General features: G+C 45.0%; 18 protein-coding genes and 1 riboswitch. Of the genes, 9 read left to right on the forward strand and 9 right to left on the reverse strand.

Features of this window, described 5'->3' with window-relative positions; all coding sequences use genetic code 11:
- The first annotated feature begins 6 nt into the window (after nt 1-6).
- Both ACO5E4_RS07305 and nagE read left to right on the forward strand, forming a co-directional pair.
- Entirely contained in the window at nt 7-1,140 is a 1,134-nt protein-coding gene (locus ACO5E4_RS07305) for an N-acetylneuraminate epimerase (protein ID WP_485862585.1), read from the forward strand.
- Between the two features lie 195 nt (nt 1,141-1,335).
- On the forward strand, nt 1,336-2,802 hold the full coding sequence (gene nagE, locus ACO5E4_RS07310) for an N-acetylglucosamine-specific PTS transporter subunit IIBC (RefSeq protein ID WP_485862586.1): 1,467 nt from the start codon (nt 1,336-1,338) through the stop codon (nt 2,800-2,802).
- 81 nt (nt 2,803-2,883) lie between these two features.
- Here nagE and bioB read toward each other — a convergent pair whose 3' ends face one another.
- From bioB to thiD, 5 genes are read right to left on the reverse strand one after another with little or no spacing between them, the layout of a single operon-like run.
- Nucleotides 2,884-3,888: a biotin synthase BioB gene (bioB, locus tag ACO5E4_RS07315; RefSeq protein WP_485862587.1), complete on the reverse strand. Its 1,005-nt coding sequence runs from the start codon at nt 3,886-3,888 to the stop codon at nt 2,884-2,886.
- Between the two features lie 45 nt (nt 3,889-3,933).
- The gene (gene thiQ, locus ACO5E4_RS07320; RefSeq protein WP_314953685.1) at nt 3,934-4,581 is read right to left on the reverse strand and encodes a thiamine ABC transporter ATP-binding protein; all 648 of its coding nucleotides are present in this window, start codon (nt 4,579-4,581) and stop codon (nt 3,934-3,936) included.
- On the reverse strand, nt 4,565-6,208 hold the full coding sequence (thiP, locus tag ACO5E4_RS07325) for a thiamine/thiamine pyrophosphate ABC transporter permease ThiP (RefSeq protein ID WP_485862588.1): 1,644 nt from the start codon (nt 6,206-6,208) through the stop codon (nt 4,565-4,567). The genes thiQ and thiP overlap by 17 nt, the downstream gene beginning before the upstream one ends.
- Before the next feature lie 8 nt (nt 6,209-6,216).
- The gene (gene thiB, locus ACO5E4_RS07330) at nt 6,217-7,221 is read right to left on the reverse strand and encodes a thiamine ABC transporter substrate binding subunit (RefSeq protein WP_485862589.1); all 1,005 of its coding nucleotides are present in this window, start codon (nt 7,219-7,221) and stop codon (nt 6,217-6,219) included.
- 21 nt (nt 7,222-7,242) lie between these two features.
- Nucleotides 7,243-8,052 carry a bifunctional hydroxymethylpyrimidine kinase/phosphomethylpyrimidine kinase gene (gene thiD / locus ACO5E4_RS07335; protein WP_485862590.1) on the reverse strand — a complete coding sequence of 270 codons (810 nt, stop codon included), beginning with the start codon at nt 8,050-8,052 and terminating at the stop codon, nt 7,243-7,245.
- Between the two features lie 127 nt (nt 8,053-8,179).
- Nucleotides 8,180-8,267: riboswitch (TPP riboswitch) on the reverse strand.
- Between the two features lie 144 nt (nt 8,268-8,411).
- On the opposite strand from thiD, the gene glnE reads away from it, so the two are divergent.
- Nucleotides 8,412-11,345 carry a bifunctional [glutamate--ammonia ligase]-adenylyl-L-tyrosine phosphorylase/[glutamate--ammonia-ligase] adenylyltransferase gene (gene glnE, locus ACO5E4_RS07340; protein ID WP_485862591.1) on the forward strand — a complete coding sequence of 978 codons (2,934 nt, stop codon included), beginning with the start codon at nt 8,412-8,414 and terminating at the stop codon, nt 11,343-11,345.
- 175 nt (nt 11,346-11,520) lie between these two features.
- The gene (locus ACO5E4_RS07345) at nt 11,521-12,468 is read left to right on the forward strand and encodes a bile acid:sodium symporter (protein WP_314953695.1); all 948 of its coding nucleotides are present in this window, start codon (nt 11,521-11,523) and stop codon (nt 12,466-12,468) included.
- A 75-nt stretch (nt 12,469-12,543) separates the two neighbouring features.
- Here the strand turns inward: ACO5E4_RS07345 and prfC are convergent, their stop codons facing one another.
- Nucleotides 12,544-14,127, reverse strand: coding sequence for a peptide chain release factor 3 (gene prfC, locus ACO5E4_RS07350; protein WP_485862592.1), 1,584 nt, complete (start codon nt 14,125-14,127; stop codon nt 12,544-12,546).
- Between the two features lie 320 nt (nt 14,128-14,447).
- Here prfC and ACO5E4_RS07355 point away from each other — a divergent pair, with 320 nt between their 5' ends.
- The 3 genes from ACO5E4_RS07355 to argG all read left to right on the forward strand — a co-directional run bounded on the left by ACO5E4_RS07355 (nt 14,448) and on the right by argG (nt 17,626).
- The gene (locus ACO5E4_RS07355; protein WP_485862593.1) at nt 14,448-15,308 is read left to right on the forward strand and encodes a phosphoribosylaminoimidazolesuccinocarboxamide synthase; all 861 of its coding nucleotides are present in this window, start codon (nt 14,448-14,450) and stop codon (nt 15,306-15,308) included.
- A gap of 64 nt (nt 15,309-15,372) precedes the next feature.
- Nucleotides 15,373-16,203 (forward strand): SDR family oxidoreductase, encoded by an 831-nt coding sequence (locus ACO5E4_RS07360; RefSeq protein WP_485862594.1) that lies wholly within the window; start codon nt 15,373-15,375, stop codon nt 16,201-16,203.
- Between the two features lie 85 nt (nt 16,204-16,288).
- Nucleotides 16,289-17,626 carry an argininosuccinate synthase gene (gene argG / locus ACO5E4_RS07365; protein WP_006718777.1) on the forward strand — a complete coding sequence of 446 codons (1,338 nt, stop codon included), beginning with the start codon at nt 16,289-16,291 and terminating at the stop codon, nt 17,624-17,626.
- A gap of 147 nt (nt 17,627-17,773) precedes the next feature.
- Here the strand turns inward: argG and qseC are convergent, their stop codons facing one another.
- The 3 genes from qseC to ACO5E4_RS07380 form a co-directional block, all read right to left on the reverse strand.
- Entirely contained in the window at nt 17,774-19,141 is a 1,368-nt protein-coding gene (qseC, locus tag ACO5E4_RS07370; protein WP_485862600.1) for a quorum sensing histidine kinase QseC, read from the reverse strand.
- Nucleotides 19,113-19,799, reverse strand: coding sequence for a response regulator (locus tag ACO5E4_RS07375; protein WP_485862595.1), 687 nt, complete (start codon nt 19,797-19,799; stop codon nt 19,113-19,115). Before ACO5E4_RS07375 ends, qseC begins: the two co-directional genes overlap by 29 nt.
- 88 nt (nt 19,800-19,887) lie before the next feature.
- Complete coding sequence (locus tag ACO5E4_RS07380) at nt 19,888-20,313, reverse strand: YgiW/YdeI family stress tolerance OB fold protein (RefSeq protein WP_048750279.1); 426 nt, start codon at nt 20,311-20,313, stop codon at nt 19,888-19,890.
- A 131-nt stretch (nt 20,314-20,444) separates the two neighbouring features.
- On the opposite strand from ACO5E4_RS07380, the gene ACO5E4_RS07385 reads away from it, so the two are divergent.
- Nucleotides 20,445-21,560, forward strand: coding sequence for a pyridoxal phosphate-dependent aminotransferase (locus ACO5E4_RS07385; RefSeq protein WP_048750278.1), 1,116 nt, complete (start codon nt 20,445-20,447; stop codon nt 21,558-21,560).
- A 90-nt stretch (nt 21,561-21,650) separates the two neighbouring features.
- Nucleotides 21,651-22,568 (forward strand): formate dehydrogenase accessory protein FdhE, encoded by a 918-nt coding sequence (gene fdhE / locus ACO5E4_RS07390; protein ID WP_048750277.1) that lies wholly within the window; start codon nt 21,651-21,653, stop codon nt 22,566-22,568.
- The last annotated feature ends 53 nt before the right edge of the window (nt 22,569-22,621 follow it).

Raw genomic sequence — 22,621 nt, forward strand, 5'->3', positions numbered from 1 at the left:
TTTATTATGAGATTTCAAAAAACAACATTCGCCACCCTCTTCTTGGCGGCAACCACTTTTGCGGTAACCGCGCACGCTGCCGCTTACCCTAATTTACCGGTGGGCATTAAAAGCGGTGCCGGTGCGTTAATTGGCGATACTGTTTATGTCGGCTTAGGTACAGGCGGCGATAAATTCTATGCATTAGATTTAAAAACCCCGAACGCCCAATGGAAAGAAATCGCTACATTCCCGGGTGGCGACCGTAACCAACCGGTGGCAGCGGCCGTTGACGGCAAATTGTATGTCTTCGGCGGATTACAAAAAAATGAAAAAGGCGAATTGCAGTTAGTCAACGATGCCTACAGCTATAACCCGGCTGATAATACTTGGAGCAAATTACCCACCCGCTCACCGCGCGGTTTAGTCGGTTCAAGTGGCGCATCACACGGTGATAAAGTATATATCGTGGGCGGTTCTAACTTGTCTATTTTCAACGGTTTCTTCCAAGACACTGTTTCAGCAGGGGAAGACAAAGCGAAAAAAGACGAAATCACCAAAGCGTATTTTGAACAACGTCCGGAAGACTATTTCTTCACAACCGAATTGTTAAGCTATGAGCCATCTACCAATAAATGGCGCAACGAAGGTCGCTTACCCTTCTCCGGTCGCGCCGGTGCAGCATTCACTATTCAAGGCAATGATTTAGTTGTCGTGAATGGGGAAATCAAACCGGGCTTGCGTACGGCAGAAACTCACGTCGGTACATTCACTAACAACGGCGTGCAATGGAAAAACCTGCCTGATTTACCGGCTCCAAAAGGTCAAAGCCAAGATGGTTTGGCGGGAGCAATGGCAGGTTATAGCCACGGTCATTACTTAGTCACCGGTGGTGCGAACTTCCCGGGTTCCGTCAAACAATTTAAAGAAGGAAAACTTCACGCTCACCAAGGCTTAAGCAAAGCATGGCATAAAGATATTTATACGTTAAACAACGGCAAATGGAACATCATTGGCGAATTGCCGGCAGGCATTGGTTACGGTGTTGCCGTGTCTTATGACAACAAAGTATTGCTCATTGGTGGGGAAACCGATGGTGGCAAAGCCTTAACCTCTGTTCAAAGCATGAGCTATGACGGCAAACAATTAAAAGTAGAATAATCTTCTTTGGGTTTCAAATTAACGGATTAAGCGTGCTTGATCCGTTATTTTGTTTTTAAGTTAAGCATCGTGCCAACAGATTCGTGATAGCTCTCACAAATACGAAAGTTTTCATTTGAAAAGCGAAATCCTCTCGCGCTATGCTACGCAGACCCTAAAAATTATTTTATGAATCAAAAAATTAAAGGAGTTCTTATGAGTATTCTCAGTTATGCCCAAAAAATCGGGCAAGCCTTAATGGTGCCGGTGGCCGTATTGCCGGCCGCCGCCGTACTAATGGGGATCGGCTATTGGCTAGACCCGGACGGTTGGGGGGCGAATAGCCAACTTGCAGCCTTGCTCATCAAATCCGGTGCTGCCATCATCGACAACATGGGCTTATTATTTGCCGTGGGCGTGGCTTTCGGTTTATCCAAAGATAAACACGGTTCAGCCGCCCTTTCCGGTTTGGTGGGTTACTATGTTGTAACCACCCTACTCGCACCGGGTGGCGTGGCTCAATTACAACATATCGATCCAAGCCAAGTGCCTGCCGCTTTCGGTAAAATCAATAACCAATTTATCGGGATCTTAATCGGTGTGCTTTCTGCCGAACTTTACAACCGTTTCTATCAAGTAGAGTTGCCAAAAGCCCTGTCCTTCTTCAGCGGAAAACGTTTAGTCCCAATCGTGGTCTCTTTCGCCATGATTGCGCTTTCTTTCATTCTGCTTTACGTATGGCCTTATATCTTCAACGCATTAGTTTCTTTCGGTGAATCCATCAAAGATTTAGGCGCTGTGGGAGCGGGTATTTACGGTTTCTTCAATCGTCTATTAATTCCGGTTGGCTTACACCACGCGTTAAACTCTGTATTCTGGTTTGACGTTGCCGGCATTAACGATATTCCGAATTTCTTAGGTGGCGCAAAATCCATCGCTGAAGGCACGGCTACGGTAGGTGTCACCGGTATGTACCAAGCCGGTTTCTTCCCTGTCATGATGTTCGGTTTACCGGGTGCTGCATTGGCGATTTACCAATGTGCAAAACCAAGCCAAAAAGTAAAAGTTGCTTCCATCATGTTGGCGGGTGCATTTGCTTCCTTCTTCACCGGTATCACCGAACCGCTTGAATTCTCCTTCATGTTCGTGGCACCGATTCTTTATGTGTTACACGCATTATTAACCGGTATTTCCGTGTTTATCGCAGCGAGCATGCACTGGATTGCGGGCTTCGGCTTCAGCGCAGGTTTAGTGGATATGGCGTTGTCCTCACGCAACCCATTAGCCGTTGACTGGTACATGTTATTGGTACAAGGCTTAGTCTTCTTCACCATTTACTACATCGTTTTCCGCTTTGCTATCCAAGCCTTCAACTTAAAAACCATCGGTCGTACCGAAGAAGCTGAAGAGCCAAAAGAAGAACAAAGCGAACACAATCACTCTCGTGAAGAAAGAGCGGTTAAATTTATCGATGCTTTAGGCGGTGCCGATAACCTAAAAACCGTTGACGCTTGTATCACTCGCTTACGTTTAACCTTATCGGATCGTAGCAAAATTGACGAAGCACAACTTAAATCCCTTGGCTCCAAAGGCAACGTCAAACTCGGCAACGACGGGTTACAAGTTATCCTTGGCCCAGAGGCAGAATTCGTTGCTGAGGCAATTAAAGGACAATTGAAGTAATTTCAAATACCACAAAAATCCGTAAACACAAAAAAGCCACTTTGGAGTCAAAGTGGCTTTTTTATATGTTTCAATTAACCATTAACGCAACTGTTTGTTCTCTTCCGTTTCCGGTTCTAAATCGAGTTTTTCCATCAATAAACGGTCGCCGTCTTCTTCCGGGTTGCCGGTGACGAGCAGCTTGTCGCCGTAGAAAATCGAGTTAGCCCCCGCCATGAAACACATTGCTTGCATTTCTTCGCTCATGCCTTGGCGGCCGGCGGATAGGCGGACGTAACTGTTTGGCATGGTAATACGTGCTACGGCAATGGTGCGCACAAATTCTGTCCAATCTAGTTCTTCTGCATCGGCAAGCGGTGTGCCTTCGATTTTCACTAATTGGTTGATAGGCACAGATTCCGGTTGAGGATCCAAATTCGCCAGGCTGGCGATGAGTCCTGCGCGTTCTTTGCGGGTTTCATTCATGCCCACAATCCCGCCACAACACACTTTCAAGCCGGCTTTGCGCACTTTACCTAAGGTACTGATACGATCGTCAAAACGGCGTGTACCAATCACTTCGCTGTAATGTTCCGGTGCAGTGTCTAAGTTGTGATTGTAGTAATCCAAGCCCGCGTCTTTTAATTCTTCTGCCATGCCATCTTGTAATAAACCGAAAGTACCGCAAGTTTCCATACCGAGAGATTTCACCGCTTTGATAATTTCTGTCACTTTTGCGATGTCTTTCGGTTTTGGCCCGCGCCATGCGGCGCCCATACAGAAACGACCAGCACCACGCGCTTTGGCGATTTTGGCTTTTGCCACGATGTCTTCCACGTTTAACAATTCTTGATTTTGCACGCCCGTTTGATAACGCGCTGATTGCGGACAATACCCACAATCCTCCGGACAACCACCGGTTTTAATCGACATTAAAGTAGAAAGCTGAATCGCGCGTGGATTGAAATTTTTGCGATGGATTTGTGCCGCGCGATAAACTAAATCTAAAAAGGGCGTTTCAAATAGGGCTTCTACTTTGCACACCGACCAATATTCTGCGGTTGGGTGCGGTGTGATGGAGTAAATTTGTAAGGTACTAGTTGACATAGGTCTCCTTAAGTAAAACAAAGTAAATAAAAAGTGCGGTGCATTTTAAGCGCATTTTTCTTGCTGGCTTATCCGACCATTTTCAATACGAAGCATACGATCCACTTTGCCCGTCAGCTCTGACGGTTGATGGGTCACAAGCAACAATGTTAGGTTTTTACTGTGGCAAAGCTCATCAATCAAATTGAGCATGTCCATTCTCAATTCAGGATCGAGCGCAGAAAACGGTTCGTCCAACAATAAAATCGGTTTATCACGCAACAAACAACGCGCCAATGCGACCCGTTGTTTTTGTCCGCCCGACAAACTGTTTGGCAGACGGGATAAAAAGGAGGTTAATCCTACCGCATCAGCAACCTGTTCGATCTGATCTTGCTCAAGTGCGGTCAATTTTAAGCTTGTTTTTAAGCCCAATGCCAAATTTTGTTGCACGGTTAAATGCGGAAATAAATTGTTCTCTTGAAACAACATGGACACAGGTCGCTCATACGGCGCGCTACGGGTATGGTTTTCACCGTTTAACCAAATATTGCCTTGTGTCGGCAATACGAAACCGGCAATTAAATTGAACAACGTACTTTTACCCGCACCGCTTGGACCAATAATGGCAATACGCTCCCCTTCTGCCACCTGCAAGTCAAATGTCATTGGCAGGGTATCATCCGCTAAAAATACGTTATCTAAGCGAATCATGTTGTTCCTTTTGATTTTCAATTAAGGCGAAAATAGCGCCGCATAATAACAGCAAAATACCGGCAGTGACAGCGGCTTCTTGGTAACGATAACTGCCTAATTGTTGATATAACAAATGGGGCAATGAGGTGAATTCTTGGTTGCCGAACAACGCAATCGCCGTGAAATCCCCCAAGGAAAGCGCAAATGCCAAGGCAAGTGCATAGTTTATCGGTGTACGAAGTGTATGCCATTCAATCAGACGAAAACGTTGCCAGCCGACAATCCCAAGGGAATTACACAAACGTTCGTAATACAACATATTGTTGTTGAATGGCTCAGTCAAAATGCGCAGTACGAAAGGCATAGCACTCAAGGCGTTACAGGCAACGACAATGGCAAATAAATGGGCATTGCTAAAATCCACGTCACGCAACAATAAAAATAATCCCATCGCCAACACCAAAATGGGAATCGCTAAAATCACCATGCCGGCATTGAGAATAAATTGCGCTGTTTTTACATAATACAGCCATTGCAAACGGCGTGAGAGTAACAACAATGCCACCGCCATGAGCAACGCCAGTAAAGCGGACGCAGGCGCAATAGTTAAAGAGTAGATTAAGGCTTTCCACAGTTGCGGATTGTGCCACGCCGTCAGCCATTTTCCGGATGTCAGTGCGCTAAACAAAATATTTAACAACGGCGACAACATAAAACACACAAAAACACCGAGCAAAAAAACATGGAAAAATTTGACCGCACTTTTCGATGGGCTCAGCCAACGATACGGGCTACTTAACGTGGTTTGTGAAGTGTTATTGAACAGACTGCTAAACGTAAATAGCAACAAACAAAACATAAACTGCAACAAGGCAAACACTGCCGCTTTCGGCAAATCAAATTCAAATAAAATCGCCTGATAAATCGCCGTTTCTAGCGTGGTATATTGCGGCCCACCACCTAAGGTGAGCACCACCGTAAAACTGGTAAAACAGAGCATAAAAATCAAGCTGAAAGTCGGCAACATCTGGCGACGCAGTGCATGCCATTCCACCAATCGCACAAAACGCCAACCACGAATATTCAGTTGTGCCGCCAACTGATGCTGTTCATAAGGAATGCTTTCCAAACTTTGTAAAAACAGTTTGGTTGCCAGCGGAATGTTAAAAAAAAGATGCGCAATTAAAATCCCTGACAAGCCGTAAATGCTGCCCGTCCAAGTGCGGTCAAAAAAATGCAAGATTTGTGCAATCCAACCGGAGGCACCATAAATGCCAATTAAGCCGAAAATCGCCACCAACACCGGCAACACAAAAGTGAGTGACATGATTTTCAGCAAAAAGGATTTGCCGACAAATTCCACATAATAAAAAGCACGAGCGAGTAGCACACCGAAGAACAGGGATAACAACGCAGAAAGTAACGCTTGCCCGAAGCTAAACGCAATAACGTGATGCAAATAGCGATCGGCAAAGAACTGTTGCCACTGAAATTCAGTGCCCTGCGCCAACACGGCATGCATGGCAAAGCCATAAAGCAACGAAATCAGCAAAATAACGCTAACTCCGCCCACATAATGACGCGGGCGGAATTGCGGGCTAGAAAAAAATAAGCGGGTAAACAATGAACGAGACAACCAAAACATCGTTCAACTTATTTAGTTAATGTGGTTTGCCATTGATTAATCCAACTCCGCAACGTTTCTGGGCTAATATTGGAGGTATTCAAAAAAGACTGCTTCAACACAGTTTCTTTTAGGGCATCAAAGTGCGGTTCAACCGGCGCTTGGATCACCGGGAACATCACGTTTGCCGTGACAATCGGCTTTTGCGCTTCCGGTGTCAGTAAAAAATCCATGAAATGATCAGCACATTGATTTTTATGCTCTGCGATTCGCGCTGCCAATTCTACTTGCATCACATTGCCTTCAGCAAACGTGGTTGCCGCATAATTCTCTTTATTTTCAAATAATTGATGGTATAACGGCGAAGTGGTGTAACTTAATACGACATCTGCCTCCCCTTTCAAGAATGCGCCGTAAGTGTCAGACCAGCCCTTGCCCACCGTAACTGTGTGTTTGGCAAGTTGTTGCCAGGCTTGCGCCACTTGGTCTGCCGGATAAACCGTATTCATCCACACTAACAACCCCCGTCCCACGCTGCTGGTGCGCGGATCTTGATAGATCACACGTAAATCTTCACGCTCTACCAATTCTTTTAGGCTTTTCGGTGGATTTTTCACTTTATTTTTGTCATAGACAAAGGCGTATGTGCCGAAATCGTAAGGCAAGAACGTGTTATCCGTCCATTGATTTGGCAAAGAAAGTTGGCTTAAGTCGATGCTATTTGAATCAAATAATTGGCTTTTTTTCGCTTCATCCAATACAAAATTATCCAAGCCTAACACGATATCCGCTTTGGTTTTATGCCCTTCCAGACGCACGCGGTTAAACAACGTGCCGCCGCTTTCAAATGGCATATAATTCACCTTGCAAAGTGGGAATTGCTGTTCAAATGCTTGTTTTATTTTCGGGCCGGCGCCCCAATCAGACGTAAAAGAATCGTAAGTATAAATATTCACGGTTTCTTCATAATGATTCGCCAATGCGGTGCCGGCGCATAAAGAAAGTGCGGTCAAAATTAACGTTGTTTTTTTCATGTGTCTGTTCCTCAGTCTAAATTACATTTTATTTTGATAAGCCCAATGATTAGTTGGCCCATGTCCATGACCGATATTTAACGGATGGCTGATTGCCGCCGTAATGTAGTCTTTTGCGGTTTTAATCGCCTGTTCCACGGAAACGCCTTTGGCAAGCTCCGCCGTCATACAAGCGGAGAACGTGCAACCCGTACCATGGGTTTGCGCTGTCGCATAACGTGGACTTTCTAAAGTAAATTGCACATCAGGGGTAAAAACCCAATCGCGACATACCGCACTTTGTGAATGCGCGCTGTGTCCGCCTTTAATCACCACCGTTTTCACACCTCGTTCCTGTAAAATTTTCGCCGCGTGTTGCGCCGTTTGATCGTCCATGACCTCCACGCCTGTCAGAGCCTTGGCTTCCGGCAAGTTCGGCGTAATCACATCTGCTAACGGCAATAAAAATGTATTCAAAGAATCGACCGCACTTTGTTGCAACAACGGCGCACCGCCTTTGGCGATCATAACAGGATCTAACACCAACGTACCGAAGTGATACTGATTTAATGCCTCAGCGACACATTCGATAATCTCTGCTGTGCCTAACATACCGATTTTAAAGGCGCTAATCGTGAAATCATCAGCAATCGCTTTCAGCTGGCTTTGAATAGTTTGAAGGGGGATGGCGTGAATATCAAAGACGCCTAAGGTGTTTTGCGCCGTGACGGCCGTAATCACCGAAGTACCAAACACACCTCGCATTTGAAATGTTTTTAAATCTGCCTGAATTCCGGCGCCACCACCGCTATCTGACCCAGCAATGGTCAACGCTTGCGCGACTTTACTCATAACGTCCTCCGCCATTTACCGGCACAGAACGACAAAACTCATATTGCATCATTGTTCCTTTTTTAATGAAAAAAGATAATCAGCAATAATGACGAATGAAGAAGATGTGGAGAAAAAGAAAGGAAGTATGATTTTCTCGTTAGTTTCCTACGTCAGTATTAACTGTATCAGGTTCACGGGTATGATCTCAGCACAAAGCACCCCGACTAATAACGAGATTCAGTCTATCTATTTTGCTGAGGAAGGGCAAGGAGATTGTAATATATCGACACATAGTCGTCCGAAGTTGGCTGTTTCTCCCCTGAAATTTCCCCTATTTCATGCTAAAGTTTATGCACCATTTTTCATAAGGATTCACTATGTCTTTTGTTGCTCAATTTGCCGATAAACTCCGTTCTCTCGCCGAGGTTTTAATTCACTCTTTTCCGGAAAAATTCGATTCCACCTTGTTTGAACAAATCGAACAACAAAGAGAAGATCCCACAACGAATATCGGGCAAATGGCGGTGGCGGTGGCGATGTCGGATTTTGTGGCGGAGGCGTGGCAGAAACAGCCTGCGTTTTTAGCAAAATGTTGGGAAAAACTACCGCACTTTGAGGACTGTGACCAGTACGCCGAGCGGTTGGACGAGGTGTTACAGCATGTGCAAACGGAAGAACAGTTTTATCGAGAATTACGTCTGTTTCGCGCCCGTGAAATGGTGAAGCTGAGTGTTTGCCAAAGTCTCAATTTTGCCACGGTGGAACAGGTTTTTATTCGCTTGTCACAACTGGCGGAAAGTCTGATTATTGGTGCGCGCGATTGGCTTTATGTGCGGGCTTGTGAAGAAATGGGTACACCGATGGATGCGCAGGGCAACGCGCAGCAGTTATATATTCTCGGCATGGGTAAACTGGGCGGTTTTGAACTGAATTTTTCTTCCGACATTGATTTGATTTTTACTTATCCAAGCCAAGGGGAAACCGTGGGGGCGCGCCGAAGCGTAGATAATGCGAAGTTTTTCACCCGTTTGGGGCAACGCTTGATTAACGCGTTGGATCAATACACTGCCGATGGCTTTGTGTACCGCACGGATATGCGTTTACGTCCCTTTGGCGACAGCGGCGCGCTGGCACTCAGTTTTAACGCCATGGAACAGTATTATCAGGATCAAGGACGCGATTGGGAACGTTACGCCATGATCAAAGGTCGCATTTTAGGTGCGCAATCAACGGATCCGAATGTTGCCGTTTTACAGAATTTATTGCGCCCATTTGTGTATCGTCGCTACATTGATTTCAGTGTAATTCACGCGTTGCGTGAGATGAAACAAAAAATCGAACGCGAAGTGCGCCGCCGTAACCTCACAGATAACATCAAATTGGGCGCGGGTGGCATTCGTGAAATTGAGTTTATCGTGCAGGTTTTCCAGTTAATTCGCGGTGGGCGGGAAATTGCCTTGCAGCAGCACGAATTGCTGAATTTATTGCCGGAACTGAGCAGGCTGAATTTGATTTCCATCGAACAGGAATCCGATTTGCGCCATGCCTATTTATTTCTACGTCGCGCGGAAAATGTGCTGCAAGCCATCAAAGATCAACAAACCCAACAACTGCCCGAGAATGAATGGGATCGTCTACGTTTAATCTTCGCCTGCGCGGAATTTACCCAATGGGGTGCGCAACAAAAAAGTGTTTCCGTCACCTACCCGATTCACGATTGGGCGAGTTTTCTCACCGTGTTACAAGAACATCAGCGCAAAGTGCGGTCGGTTTTTCAGTCATTAATTGGCGATGAGCAAGAAGAAAATACGTCGGAAAATGCGTGGGAAGACTTCCTCGAAACGGATTTTGACGAACAAGAATTGCTCGGCATTTTGCAACAAAACGGCGTGCCGGAGACGGAACAAGATGCAGTGTTGGATCGCCTGTTGCAATTCCGCAACGAACTGCCTCGTTATGCCATTGGTGTGCGCGGGCGGGCAGTGCTAAATCGCTTAATGCCAAACCTGTTACAACAAGTTTTACACACGCCCAACAGCCCTGTTTTACTGCCACGAATTTTGACGATTATTGAAAAAATCCTCACGCGTACCACTTACCTCGAGCTATTAGCAGAAAATCCGCAAGCCTTGACGCAGCTTATCGAACTTTGCGCCCAATCAAAATTTATTGCGGAACAAGTGGCGTGCCATCCGATTTTGCTCGATGAATTGCTCGATCAAAAATCCCTGCGAAATCCACCGCACTTTACCGAGTATGCCTCCGAATTACAGCAATATTTATTGCGCCTGCCGCAAGATGACGAAGAACAATTTATCGACGGCTTGCGCCAGTTTAAGCACGCTGCCCTGCTCCGCATTGCCGCGGCCGATATTCTCGGCGTGTTGCCGGTGATGAAAGTGAGCGATCATCTCACCTATTTGGCTGAGGCGATTATCGGCGCGGTGGTCAATTTGGCGTGGCAACAAATCGCCGTGCGTTTTGGGGTGCCCGAACATTTGGCAGAAGGAGAGAAAAACTTCCTCGTGGTAGGCTACGGCAAATTGGGCGGCATTGAATTAGGCTATAAATCGGACTTAGATCTCGTCTTCCTATACGATCCCGCTAGCAACAGTCAAACCGTTGGCGGCAAAAAAGTCATCGACAGCAACCAATTTTATTTACGTTTAGCCCAAAAAATCGTCAGTATTTTCAGCATGAATACCAGCGCCGGGATTTTATATGACGTGGATATGCGCCTACGCCCATCCGGTGATGCCGGGTTGCTTGGTTGCTCTTTCGCCGCCTTTGAAAACTATCAACTAAACGAAGCCTGGACCTGGGAAAAACAAGCCTTGGTGCGTAGCCGTGCAGTGTTCGGTGAACAGAAACTCCGAGACGAATTTGAAACCATTCGCCACAACGTGCTTTCTGCCCCGCGTGACGTAGTTCAACTGAAACAGGATGTCAGCGAAATGCGGGAAAAAATGTATGAACATTTGGCAAAACATGATGACGCCCAATTCAACATTAAAACCGACCAAGGCGGCATCACGGACATTGAATTTATCGCACAATATTTGGTGTTGGCGCATTCGCCGCAACAGCCCGCACTCACCCGTTGGTCAGACAATGTGCGGATTTTTGAGATCATGGCGGAATACGGCGTAATTTCTGACGCCGACAGCGAACGCTTAAAACAATGTTATGTCGATCTGCGCAACCGTATTCACCATTTGAATTTACTCGGTTTACCCTCTGTGGTGGATGCGTCAGAATTTTGCGCAGAACGGGCGTTTGTGCGGGAGATGTGGGCGCGCTTGTTCCATTAAAGTGCGGTTATTTTTGACTGAATTTTTCATGAGTTAAAAACGTGAATTTCTTGCGAAAATAAAAAAATTCACGTTTTCGCCTTTTCATACTGAAAATATTTTTTCATTTCTCCTATTTTCTGCTATGTTGACTACCTTTTTTCACTACTCGTACTTTTAATTTTAAGGATTTTTTATGCACGCATTGCTTAAATTTACCCAATTTGTCAGTAAAACTTTTGCTCTTTGGGTACTACTTTTCGCTCTTCTCGCCTTTCTCTCGCCGGAAACCTTCTTATGGCTCCGCCAATATATTCCTTACTTGCTCGGTATTGTGATGTTTGGCATGGGGATTACGCTCACTTTCAATGATTTCAGTGAAGTTGCAAAACATCCGAAAGCCGTCATTGTCGGTGTCGTCGGACAATTTGTAATCATGCCATCCATTGCATTTGTCCTCGCAAAAGCATTGAACCTGCCGGACGATTTGGCCGCTGGTGTGATTCTCGTCGGCGCCTGCCCGGGAGGGACTTCTTCTAACGTAATGACCTATTTAGCCCGTGGTAATACCGCACTTTCCGTGGCTTGCACCACCATTTCCACCTTATTAGCGCCATTATTAACACCGGTGATTTTCTATGTGTTGGCCAGCCAATGGATCGAAATTAACGCGACGGCGATGTTCGTTTCTGTATTAGAAATGGTGCTTTTCCCAATTTTCTTAGGCTTGGTGATTCGTGCCTTGTTCAAAAAACAAATGTCACAAATCAGCCAAACCATGCCTTTGGTTTCCGTCGTTGCGATTGTCTTAATTCTTGCAGCTGTGGTTGCCGGAAGCAAAGACAAAATCATCGACTCCGGCTTATTGATTTTCGGTGTGGTTGTGTTGCACAACTGTTTGGGTTACCTCATCGGCTTTATGGCTGCCAAATTACTCAAATTAAATAACTATGACAGTAAAGCCATCGCCATTGAAGTAGGTATGCAAAACTCCGGTTTAGGCGCAGCACTTGCCACTGCGCATTTGAACCCAATCGCTGCCGTACCAAGCGCTGTGTTCAGCTTCTGGCACAACGTTTCCGGCCCAATTTTGGCGAACTACTTCTCCACCTTGAAAAATGGTAATGAAGAAGAAAACAAGTAAATAAAAACACCTAGAAAAAAGACCGCACTTTAATCCCTTACAGTGCGGTCTTCTTTTTAACGTTTTTTAAACGAATTAATGTTCTCGGGTTTTGAAGAATGTTACGTTCGGATAACGTTCTTGCGCAAGATTGAGATTCACCATCGTTGGAGCGATATAAGTGAGGTTATCGCCACCGTCTAACGCCAAGTTTTGTTCATTTTTACGTTTAAACTCTTCAAATTTTTTCGCGTCGCCACATTCCACCCAACGCGCCGTTGCCACGTTGACGGTTTCGTAAATGGCTTCTACGTTGTATTCGGATTTCAAACGCGAAACGACCACATCAAACTGCAACACACCCACCGCACCCACGATTAAATCGTTATTCAGTAACGGACGGAAAACCTGCACGGCGCCTTCCTCGGAAAGCTGTACCAAGCCTTTTAATAATTGTTTTTGCTTAAGTGGATCTTTCAAACGAATACGGCGGAATAATTCCGGTGCAAAGTTTGGAATGCCCGTGAATTTTAACTCTTCTCCTTGGGTAAAGGTATCGCCGATTTGAATCGTGCCGTGATTATGCAAGCCGATAATGTCGCCGGCATAGGCTTCTTCCGCATGCGCACGGTCGCCCGCCATAAAAGTTAAGGCATCAGAAATGACTACCTCTTTGCCGATACGCACATGTTTGAGTTTCATGCCTTTTTCGTATTTTCCGGACACGACGCGTAAGAAGGCAACACGGTCGCGGTGTTTTGGATCCATATTGGCTTGAATTTTAAACACGAAACCACTGAATTTTTCTTCGTCAGCAGACACTTTACGCGTATCTGCCTGACGGGCTTGCGGTGCAGGCGCCCATTCGGTTAAGCCGTCAAGGAAATGATCTACACCAAAATTCCCTAACGCCGTACCGAAAAAGACCGGTGTCAGTTCGCCGTTTAGGAATAAATCTAAGTCAAATTCATTGCTGGCGCCTTTTACCAGTTCTAATTCATCACGTAATTGTTGTGCCAAATCGTCACCTACGGCGTTATCCAATTCCGGATTATTCAAGCCTTTCACAATGCGCACTTCTTGAATAGTATGCCCTTGCCCTGTTTGATAGAGATAGGTTTCGTCTTTATATAAGTGATACACGCCTTTAAACAATTTGCCGCAGCCGATAGGCCAAGTAATCGGTGCGCAGTGAATTTTCAACACGCTTTCAACTTCGTCCAACAATTCCATCGGATCACGAATATCACGGTCAAGTTTGTTCATAAACGTGATGATCGGCGTGTCGCGCAAACGGGTAACTTCCATTAATTTAATGGTACGTTCCTCAACCCCTTTGGCGGAGTCAATGACCATCAAGCAGCTGTCCACTGCTGTTAAAGTGCGGTAAGTATCTTCAGAGAAATCCTCATGCCCCGGAGTATCCAGCAGGTTGACCAAACAATCGTTGTATGGGAATTGCATCACGGAAGTGGTAATGGAAATCCCACGTTGTTTTTCCATTTCCATCCAGTCGGATTTCGCATGTTGCGCAGAACCTTTGCCTTTCACCGAACCGGCTTTTTGAATGGCGTTACCATAAAGCAAAACCTTTTCGGTAATCGTGGTTTTCCCCGCATCGGGGTGAGAAATAATCGCAAAAGTGCGGCGTTTATTAACTTGTTCTTGTGGGTATGTCATCTGTGCTGTCTGTATTATTTGATAAAGAAATAAAGAAACCGCCTTAAATGACGGTCCTAAAATGTGTGGCGCAACTATATGCTTTTTAGCCCATTTTTTCAAGTTTGAGCATCATGAATGCGAGCATGTTGCGACAAAGTCGCGGTACATTTTGGGCATATTTTGATACGTCATAAAACATCCTTTTTTCTGACCGCACTTTTTTCTCTTACTACAACATGAAGTCAACATCAATAAAAATCCCAAAAAATGCAAACGTTTGCGTGAAAAGTGCGGTACAATACGCGCCATGATTTTTACGCAGATAAAAAGGGAATGAAATGACACAACTCAGTCTTAAAAAAATCTATTCCGGCAAAGTGCGGGATTTGTATGAAATTGATGACAAACGAATGTTGATGGTCGCCAGTGACAGATTGTCGGCGTTCGATGTGATTTTAGATGATCCGATTCCGCGTAAAGGCGAAATCCTGACACAAATTTCTAACTTTTGGTTTAACAAACTGGCGCATATTATGCCGAATCATTTTACCGGCGACAGCGTTTACGATGTGTTGCCCAAAGCAGAAGCCGATTTAGTGAAAGATCGCGCCGTGGTTTGCAAACGCTTAACCCCGATTAAAATCGAATCTATCGTGCGCGGTTATTTAACCGGCAGCGGCCTGAAAGATTACAAACAAACCGGTACCATTTGCGGTTTAGTCTTACCAAAAGGGTTGGTAGAAGCCAGCAAATTGCCTGAACCGATTTTCACGCCATCCAGCAAAGAAGAAATCGGCAATCACGATATTAATATTAGCTATGCCGAGTGCGAAAACTTAATCGGCAAAGATTTAGCAGCGCAAGTGAAAGAAAAAGCCATCGCCCTTTATACCGAAGCGGCGAAATATGCCTTAACCAAAGGTATCATTATTTGTGACACCAAATTTGAATTCGGCTTGGATGAAAACGGCACACTAACCTTGATGGATGAGGTATTAACACCTGATTCCAGCCGTTTCTGGTCGGTAGAAACCTATAAAGAAGACACAAACCCGCCGTCTTTTGATAAACAATTTATCCGTGACTGGTTGGAAAACAGCGGTTGGAATAAACAGCCACCGGCACCGAAAGTGCCGTCGGATGTCATTCAGAAGACCGTAGATAAATACCAAGAAGCCTTGGATTTATTAACAAAATAACACTTAAAGGAATTCCCGCTATGCATTAGAATAGTGGGAATTTTTGTAACCGGATAGGAGTAATATGAGGTCGGTCGCCATTGTCGGGTTAGGTTGGCTAGGTTTGCCACTGGCGCGACATTTAAAAAATCTAGGCTGGGAAGTGAAAGGCACAAAACGCACGCACGATGGTGTAGAACAAATGCGTTTAATGCGTTTGGAAGCCTATCATTTGGAACTTACCCCTGAAATTAATGCGGATCCTGATGATATCAGTGCGTTGCTCGATGTGGATTCGCTGATCATTAATATTCCACCAAGCCAATATTTTTTCGATCTCAATCAATATGTCGAAGGCGTACAAAATCTGGTTAACGAAGCCTTATTACAAGGCGTAAACCACATTATCTTTATTAGTTCCGTCTCCGTTTTTCCTGATATTTCCGCCCATTTTGATGAATCCGTCACACCACAACCAAGCAGTAACATTGGTCGCGCCTTAGTTGAAATTGAAAACGGCTTGGCAAAAATGCAAGACATCGATTGCGATATTATTCGTTTTGCCGGTTTAGTCGGCAACGATCGCCACCCTGTTTATTCTCTTGCCGGAAAACAAGCACTCAAGTGCGGTCATTCTCCCGTGAATTTAGTCCATCTAGACGATTGCGCACGCGCCATTCAATTATTGTTAGAAACCCCGGGCGGCTACCGTTTATATCATTTGGCCGCGCCAATACACCCTACACGAGAAGCCTATTATCAATATGCGGCGGAAAAATACGGGCTAGAACCTCCGCACTTTATTAACTCAGACCAAGATCCGCAGCGCATTATCATGGCGGAAAAAATTTGTCATGAATTAGAATTTGTTTACCAATATCCGGATCCGAATTTAATGCTGACAACAGAAGAATAAAAGTGCGGTTGTTTTTCGAAATGTTTTTACAACGCCGTTTTATTAACCCCATTAACCCAAACAAACACAGATAAGGAAAGAAAATATGTCAAATACCATTTTGCAACACTTACCCAAAGGTGAAAAAGTCGGTATCGCCTTTTCCGGCGGCTTAGACACCAGCGCGGCACTGCTTTGGATGCGTCAACACGGCGCCATTCCTTGCGCTTACACCGCGAACCTTGGCCAACCGGATGAAGAGGATTACGAGGCTATTCCACGCAAAGCCAAAGAATATGGCGCAGAAATGGCCCGCTTAATCGACTGCCGCACGCAATTAGCCCAAGAAGGCATTGCGGCGATCCAATGCGGTGCGTTTCACGTGACGACAGGTGGTTTGACTTATTTCAACACTACTCCATTAGGCCGTGCGGTGACCGGCACCATGTTGGTCTCCGCCATGAAAGAAGATGATGTCAATATTTGGGGGGACGGCAGTACTTACAAAGGCAACGACATCGAACGTTTCTATCGTTACGGCTTAATGACCAACCCAAATTTAAAAATTTATAAACCTTGGTTGGATCAAAAATTCATCGATGAATTGGGCGGCCGTTTTGAGATGTCTAACTTCTTAATTGAAAATGGCTTTGATTACAAAATGTCTGTCGAAAAAGCCTATTCCACCGACTCCAACATGCTTGGCGCGACTCACGAAGCAAAAGACTTGGAATTCTTAAATTCCGGTATTCGTATCGTGAACCCAATCATGGGCGTACCATTCTGGCGTGAAGATGTACAAATCAAAGCAGAAGAAGTGACGGTGCGCTTTGAAGAAGGCATTCCGGTGGCATTAAACGGTAAAACCTTCGACAACATCGTAGAATTATTCCTTGAAGCCAACCGTATTGGTGGTCGCCATGGTTTAGGGATGTCCGACCAAATCGAAAACCGTATCATTGAGGCAAAATCTCGCGGCATCTACGAAGCCCCGGGAATGGCTCTCTTACACATCGCTTACGAGCGTTTAGTGACCGGCATCCACAACGAAGACACCATTGAACAATACCGCATCAACGGTATCCGTTTAGGCCGCTTGTTATACCAAGGTCGCTGGTTCGATCCACAAGCCTTAATGTTGCGCGAAACCGCTCAACGTTGGGTGGCTCGCGCAGTCACCGGTGAAGTGACTTTAGAGTTACGTCGTGGTAACGACTACTCCTTACTCAATACCGAATCGCCGAATTTAACCTACCATCCGGAACGTTTGAGTATGGAGAAAGTGGAAAATGCACCGTTTGATCCGGTCGATCGTATTGGTCAATTAACCATGCGTAACCTTGATATCACCGACACCCGCGACAAACTCGGCATCTATTCCCGCACAGGTTTACTGGCGACAAACAAAGATTCTGCGTTACCGCAATTATACAAAAAAGCGTAAAACGCTCTCTTTGGGAACCGCACTTTACAACGAAAAAAAGCAAGCCTTTTGGCTTGCTTTTTTATTTTCATAAAACCTATTCAACCGCATTAAACAAAAAAGTGCGGTGAAAATTCACCGCACTTTTAGCCCCGTCTTTTTATCGACTTACAACAAAATCTCTGCACACAAACCAATACGCTCACCGGCAGCATTTTTACGGTTAGAAAGGTTGAGTTGGTAATGATGCAATTCGGCAATGCGGCGAACAATAGACAAGCCCAAGCCGCTACCTTTTTCGTTTTGACCGGCGGGGCGATAGAACCGTTGACCGAGTTTAGCCAGATCCGCCTCATCCACACCGCCACCGTTGTCTTCCACCAAAATCTTGTTTTTTTCCAATCGCACTTTAACCTGACTGCCCACCGGGCAATAACGAATGGCATTGTCTATTAGATTACGCAACATAAGCGCCAACAACAACGGCTGCCCCATTTTTACCGGTGGCACGGCGATGAGCTCAAATGCCAGCGTAATTTGGTGTTTTTCCGCATGAAAATACAATTCCCCCATCAGCGATGGAATCAACTGTTCCCAATGAATTTCCTGTAAATTCTCCAGTTCTTTCAAATTATCCAAGCGGGAAAGCGTTAATAATTGCTCGATCAGCTGGGTTGCGCGATCGATACCTTTAGTCAGATTTTCTAATGCCTGTTCACGCAAGTGAGCGTCATCACCGGCAAGTTGCGCCACTTCCGTTTGAATACGCAAAGCGGCAAGCGGGCTGCGCAATTCATGGGCCGCATCTGACGTAAAGCGGCGTTCACGTAATAAGGTGGCAGAAGTGCGGTCGAAAAATTGATTTAAATTTTGAATTAACGGCAAAATTTCGGTCGGCAAATTGTCGGTCGGTAACAACGACGTGTCATCCGGCGGGCGTTTCGCCACTTGTTCGCCCACTTCTTTTAGGCTGCGTAATTCTCGGCGAATAATCAACCCGAGGGCCGCTAATAAAAACGGCAAGCCGGCAAACCAAATCCACATTTGGCCGAATACCATTTTATTGATCAGTTCATCGCGATATTCCTGTTCCTGCCCCACGGCAACGATTAAACGCCCACCGGCAACAGGCAACCAGAAAATACGCCAGTCATCGTCGTCATCACGAATTTTACTGAGTGAAAAGCCTTTTTGAGGCGCATAAATAAAGTTTTCGCCATTTTCACCGTCACTGAGCACAATCGTGCCGTCGGTGGTAAAAATCGCAAAGGCCAACGCATCATCGTCAAAACGATGTTTTTTAAAAGGACGGCGTGGTTGTGGGTTGTGACGATCGATTAACAGATGGCGTAAATCAGAAGAAGCTAGCCGTTCGGCAAAGAGAATTTGTTGTGCATCAAAAACTTGATTCACTTCTTTACGGACTTGAAACCACGCTACCGCCGTGGAGATCAACCACACCAAAACAGACACCAAGGACAAAGTGGCAATTAATCGAAAACGGAGACTACGCTTGTGCCAATTCAGTTTCTTCATCATTTTTTCCTAAGGCATAGCCCACGCCATGCACGGTGCGAATAAATTGTTTACCGAGTTTTTGGCGCAAATTATAAATATGCACTTCCAGGGCATTGCTGTTGACTTCGTCATCCCAGTTGTAAAGTTTTTCTTCAATAAAATCACGGGTGAGAACGCGTTCTTTATTCAGCATAAATAGCTCAAGCAGTTTGTATTCGCGCGTGGTTAATGCTATTTCTTGTTCGTTCAACAATACTTTACGTTGATTCGGATCGAATTTGACACAGCTATGCTGAATAATCGGGCTGGCATGCCCATAACGACGACGAATCAACGCTTGCAAGCGTGCCACCACTTCCGCCAGCGCAAACGGCTTGCATAAATAATCATCTGCGCCGCGTTGTAAGCCCGTGATACGCTCATCTAAAGTATCTCGCGCAGTCAGGATTAACACCGGCACATCCTGCCCGTTTTTACGCCATGCCTGCAACACATCTAAGCCATCCATTTTCGGCAACGTTAAATCTAACACCACCGCATCATAAGGCGCGCCTTGCGCTGCCGCCAATCCGCTTTTGCCGTCGGTAAACCAATCCACCGCAAAGCCCGATTTGATCAAACCGATTTGAATGCCGTTGCCAATAAGCGCATCGTCTTCGATCAATAAAATTCGCATAAAAAAACCACCGCACTTTTACTTGAGAAATCGCCATAATAAAAACAAACAAAAAGTGGCTCATCACCACTTTCTGTTTTTAGTCAGATTATTTTACAATTTTTTCGACACGATCAATATCGACTTCCATTTTATCCCAAGATTTATCTACTTCACCGTAAAGCTTCACTTCATCACTTGGGGAAATATCCTGACCGCGCCATGCTTTACGGTCGATTTCCACTTGGAGTTCACCGCTGGCATCTTTGAAAATAAAGTCATCCTTGCCCACTTGTTTGACGATGTTACCTTGCAAAATAATGTATTGATCGTCTTTCCAGGTATTTGCATCTGCTGCTTTGCTGACGGTTTGATTACCGTTGATAAAGCCACCGTGTTTGAATTCACCTTTGTGGTGATATTGTGCATGTTGTGCCTGTTGTGCGTGCGGATCTTGGAAACCACCTTTGGCAAAAGCGCCGCTTGCGGCAACGGTTGCTAATACGAAAATTGTTGCTAAACTACGTTTCTTCATTTGAAATCTCCTTCATAAGGTTCATTATCACAAAGCCCCCTTGCTTTGTTGAAAGCGATTAAATCAAGTAAAAATTAAGAAAAGATTAAGAAGCTTAAAATTTTCTAAAAAAAGAGAAAAAAGGAAACATTATGCGTTACGACAACATGTCCGCTTTTATTGTGATGGATATTGTACGAGAAGCGGCGAAATACCCGAACGCTATTCATTTTGAAATCGGTCAGCCGGATTTACCGCCTTCCGATAAAGTCAAAGCCGCACTGCAAAATGCCGTGCAGAACAATCAATTTAGTTACACAGAAAGCCTTGGGCTTCTGGCATTACGAGAAAAAATTGCGGCGTATTATGACCGCACTTATCAGGTGAAAATCAATCCGAATCGGATTTTACTTACTCCGGGCACCAGCGGTGCATTCTTGGTCGCTTATGCCCTTACCTTAAATAACGGCGACAAATTAGGCTTAACGGATCCGTCTTATCCTTGCTATAAAAATTTTGCTTATATGATGGATATTCAACCGGAATTCATGTCGGTCGATAAACAAGATTGTTATCAATTAAGCGTGGAGCAATTAAAACGCCATCAAATTAAAGCGCTACAAATTTCCTCGCCGGCAAACCCGACAGGCAATATTTACACCACCGAACGCTTGAAAGCGCTTAATGAATATTGCCGCGAACACGACATTGCGTTTATTTCCGATGAGTTGTATCACGGTTTGGTGTATGACGAAGCTGCTGCAACCGCCTTGCAATTTAACGATAAGGCCTATGTCATCAACGGTTTTTCTAAATATTTCTGTATGCCGGGCTTACGTTTAGGCTGGATTATCGTGCCGGAGGATAAAGTGCGTGAAGCTGAAATCATTGCGCAAAATATCTTTATTTCTGCACCAACATTAAGCCAATATGCCGCATTAGAAGCCTTTGATGAAGCCCATCTAGCGCAAGTGAAACAACAATTCCAAGAACGTCGCGATTTTTTATATAACGCCTTAAAAGACATTTTTACCATTGAGTTTAAACCCCAAGGCGCTTTTTATTTGTGGGCGGATGTATCCAAATACACTAATGACAGCTATGAATTTGCCAAACAAATGCTCCATGAAATTCAGGTCGCCACAACACCGGGCATTGATTTTGGGCAAAATGGTACAAAGCATTATTTGCGCTTTGCTTACACACGCAACATCGAGCATTTGCAAGAAGGGGTAAACCGCATTAAACAATGGCTGGAAAATAAATAAAAATTACCCGTTTCGGTCATTGAACAGTAAATTTATGCGCCTATAATAGGCATGAATTTTCACTTTCTATTAACAATAAGTCCTAAAATTATGAGTATCCGAATTCTACCTGAAAATGAAATTAAACAAGCGGCAGCGTCCTATACCGCGCCACCGCTGTTGTTTTCCAACCCGAAAAATTTATATCAACGCCGTGCCGCACGTTTAAGAGAATTAGCGCAGGATCACCCGCTCGCTGATTATCTGTTGTTTGCCGCCGCGATTGCCGATGCGCAGTTAGCCTTGCTTGAAAGCATGCCGATTCCACAAGATCCACGTCTGCAAGCGCTTTCCGGTGAACAATTAGCGAATAAACCGTTGGATGTAAAAAACTGGCAGCGTGACCCAATTTGGCGCAAATTATTGACTGCACTTTTAGAGAAATTAAAACCTTCTGCCAACGACCAGATTCTCACCACCATTGAATGGTTAGAAAAAGCCGCTGACAGTGAATTGGAAAACCTTGCCGATAAAGTCTTGGCACAAGAATTTGCCACTATTTCCAGTGACAAAGCCGTCTTTGTATGGGCTGCATTATCCTTGTATTGGTTCCAATTAGTGCAACAAATTCCGCACAACGCCAAACAAGAAAGTACCGAAGATTTACATCTTTGCCCAGTTTGTAGCGCCTCTCCAACGGCCAGCATGATTCATTTAGGCACCAATCAAGGCTTGCGCTACATGCACTGTTCTTTATGTGAAAGCGAATGGAATATGGTGCGCACACAATGCACAAACTGTGGAGAAAACAGCGATTTGGATTATTGGTCCTTTGATGAGCATTTAGCGGCAGTTCGCAGCGAAAGTTGTGGAAGCTGCCACAGCTACCTTAAAGCCTTATACCAAGAAAAAGATCCGAAAATGGAAGTAATTGCTGATGATTTAGCGTCTATCTTTTTGGATATGGAAATGGAGAAAAAAGGCTTTATGAAAAGCGGTTTGAATCCGTTTGTGTTCCCGGCTGAATAAATCAAAACAATTCAAAAAACGTTTGAAAAAACCACCGCACTTTAACAATAAAA

The organism is Aggregatibacter sp., from assembly GCF_057314075.1.

What these genes read in the sequence shown, in the direction of transcription:
- prfC (WP_485862592.1), bottom strand. Translation starts at nt 14,127, where the DNA reads ATGACATACCCACAAGAACAAGTTAATAAACGCCGCACTTTTGCGATT.
- ACO5E4_RS07305 (WP_485862585.1), top strand. Translation starts at nt 7, where the DNA reads ATGAGATTTCAAAAAACAACATTCGCCACCCTCTTCTTGGCGGCAACC.
- thiD (WP_485862590.1), bottom strand. Translation starts at nt 8,052, where the DNA reads ATGAGTAAAGTCGCGCAAGCGTTGACCATTGCTGGGTCAGATAGCGGT.
- thiP (WP_485862588.1), bottom strand. Translation starts at nt 6,208, where the DNA reads ATGTTTTGGTTGTCTCGTTCATTGTTTACCCGCTTATTTTTTTCTAGC.
- thiB (WP_485862589.1), bottom strand. Translation starts at nt 7,221, where the DNA reads ATGAAAAAAACAACGTTAATTTTGACCGCACTTTCTTTATGCGCCGGC.
- nagE (WP_485862586.1), top strand. Translation starts at nt 1,336, where the DNA reads ATGAGTATTCTCAGTTATGCCCAAAAAATCGGGCAAGCCTTAATGGTG.
- bioB (WP_485862587.1), bottom strand. Translation starts at nt 3,888, where the DNA reads ATGTCAACTAGTACCTTACAAATTTACTCCATCACACCGCACCCAACC.
- ACO5E4_RS07360 (WP_485862594.1), top strand. Translation starts at nt 15,373, where the DNA reads ATGAGGTCGGTCGCCATTGTCGGGTTAGGTTGGCTAGGTTTGCCACTG.
- ACO5E4_RS07380 (WP_048750279.1), bottom strand. Translation starts at nt 20,313, where the DNA reads ATGAAGAAACGTAGTTTAGCAACAATTTTCGTATTAGCAACCGTTGCC.
- thiQ (WP_314953685.1), bottom strand. Translation starts at nt 4,581, where the DNA reads ATGATTCGCTTAGATAACGTATTTTTAGCGGATGATACCCTGCCAATG.
- qseC (WP_485862600.1), bottom strand. Translation starts at nt 19,141, where the DNA reads ATGAAGAAACTGAATTGGCACAAGCGTAGTCTCCGTTTTCGATTAATT.
- ACO5E4_RS07375 (WP_485862595.1), bottom strand. Translation starts at nt 19,799, where the DNA reads ATGCGAATTTTATTGATCGAAGACGATGCGCTTATTGGCAACGGCATT.
- ACO5E4_RS07385 (WP_048750278.1), top strand. Translation starts at nt 20,445, where the DNA reads ATGCGTTACGACAACATGTCCGCTTTTATTGTGATGGATATTGTACGA.
- ACO5E4_RS07355 (WP_485862593.1), top strand. Translation starts at nt 14,448, where the DNA reads ATGACACAACTCAGTCTTAAAAAAATCTATTCCGGCAAAGTGCGGGAT.
- ACO5E4_RS07345 (WP_314953695.1), top strand. Translation starts at nt 11,521, where the DNA reads ATGCACGCATTGCTTAAATTTACCCAATTTGTCAGTAAAACTTTTGCT.
- glnE (WP_485862591.1), top strand. Translation starts at nt 8,412, where the DNA reads ATGTCTTTTGTTGCTCAATTTGCCGATAAACTCCGTTCTCTCGCCGAG.
- argG (WP_006718777.1), top strand. Translation starts at nt 16,289, where the DNA reads ATGTCAAATACCATTTTGCAACACTTACCCAAAGGTGAAAAAGTCGGT.
- fdhE (WP_048750277.1), top strand. Translation starts at nt 21,651, where the DNA reads ATGAGTATCCGAATTCTACCTGAAAATGAAATTAAACAAGCGGCAGCG.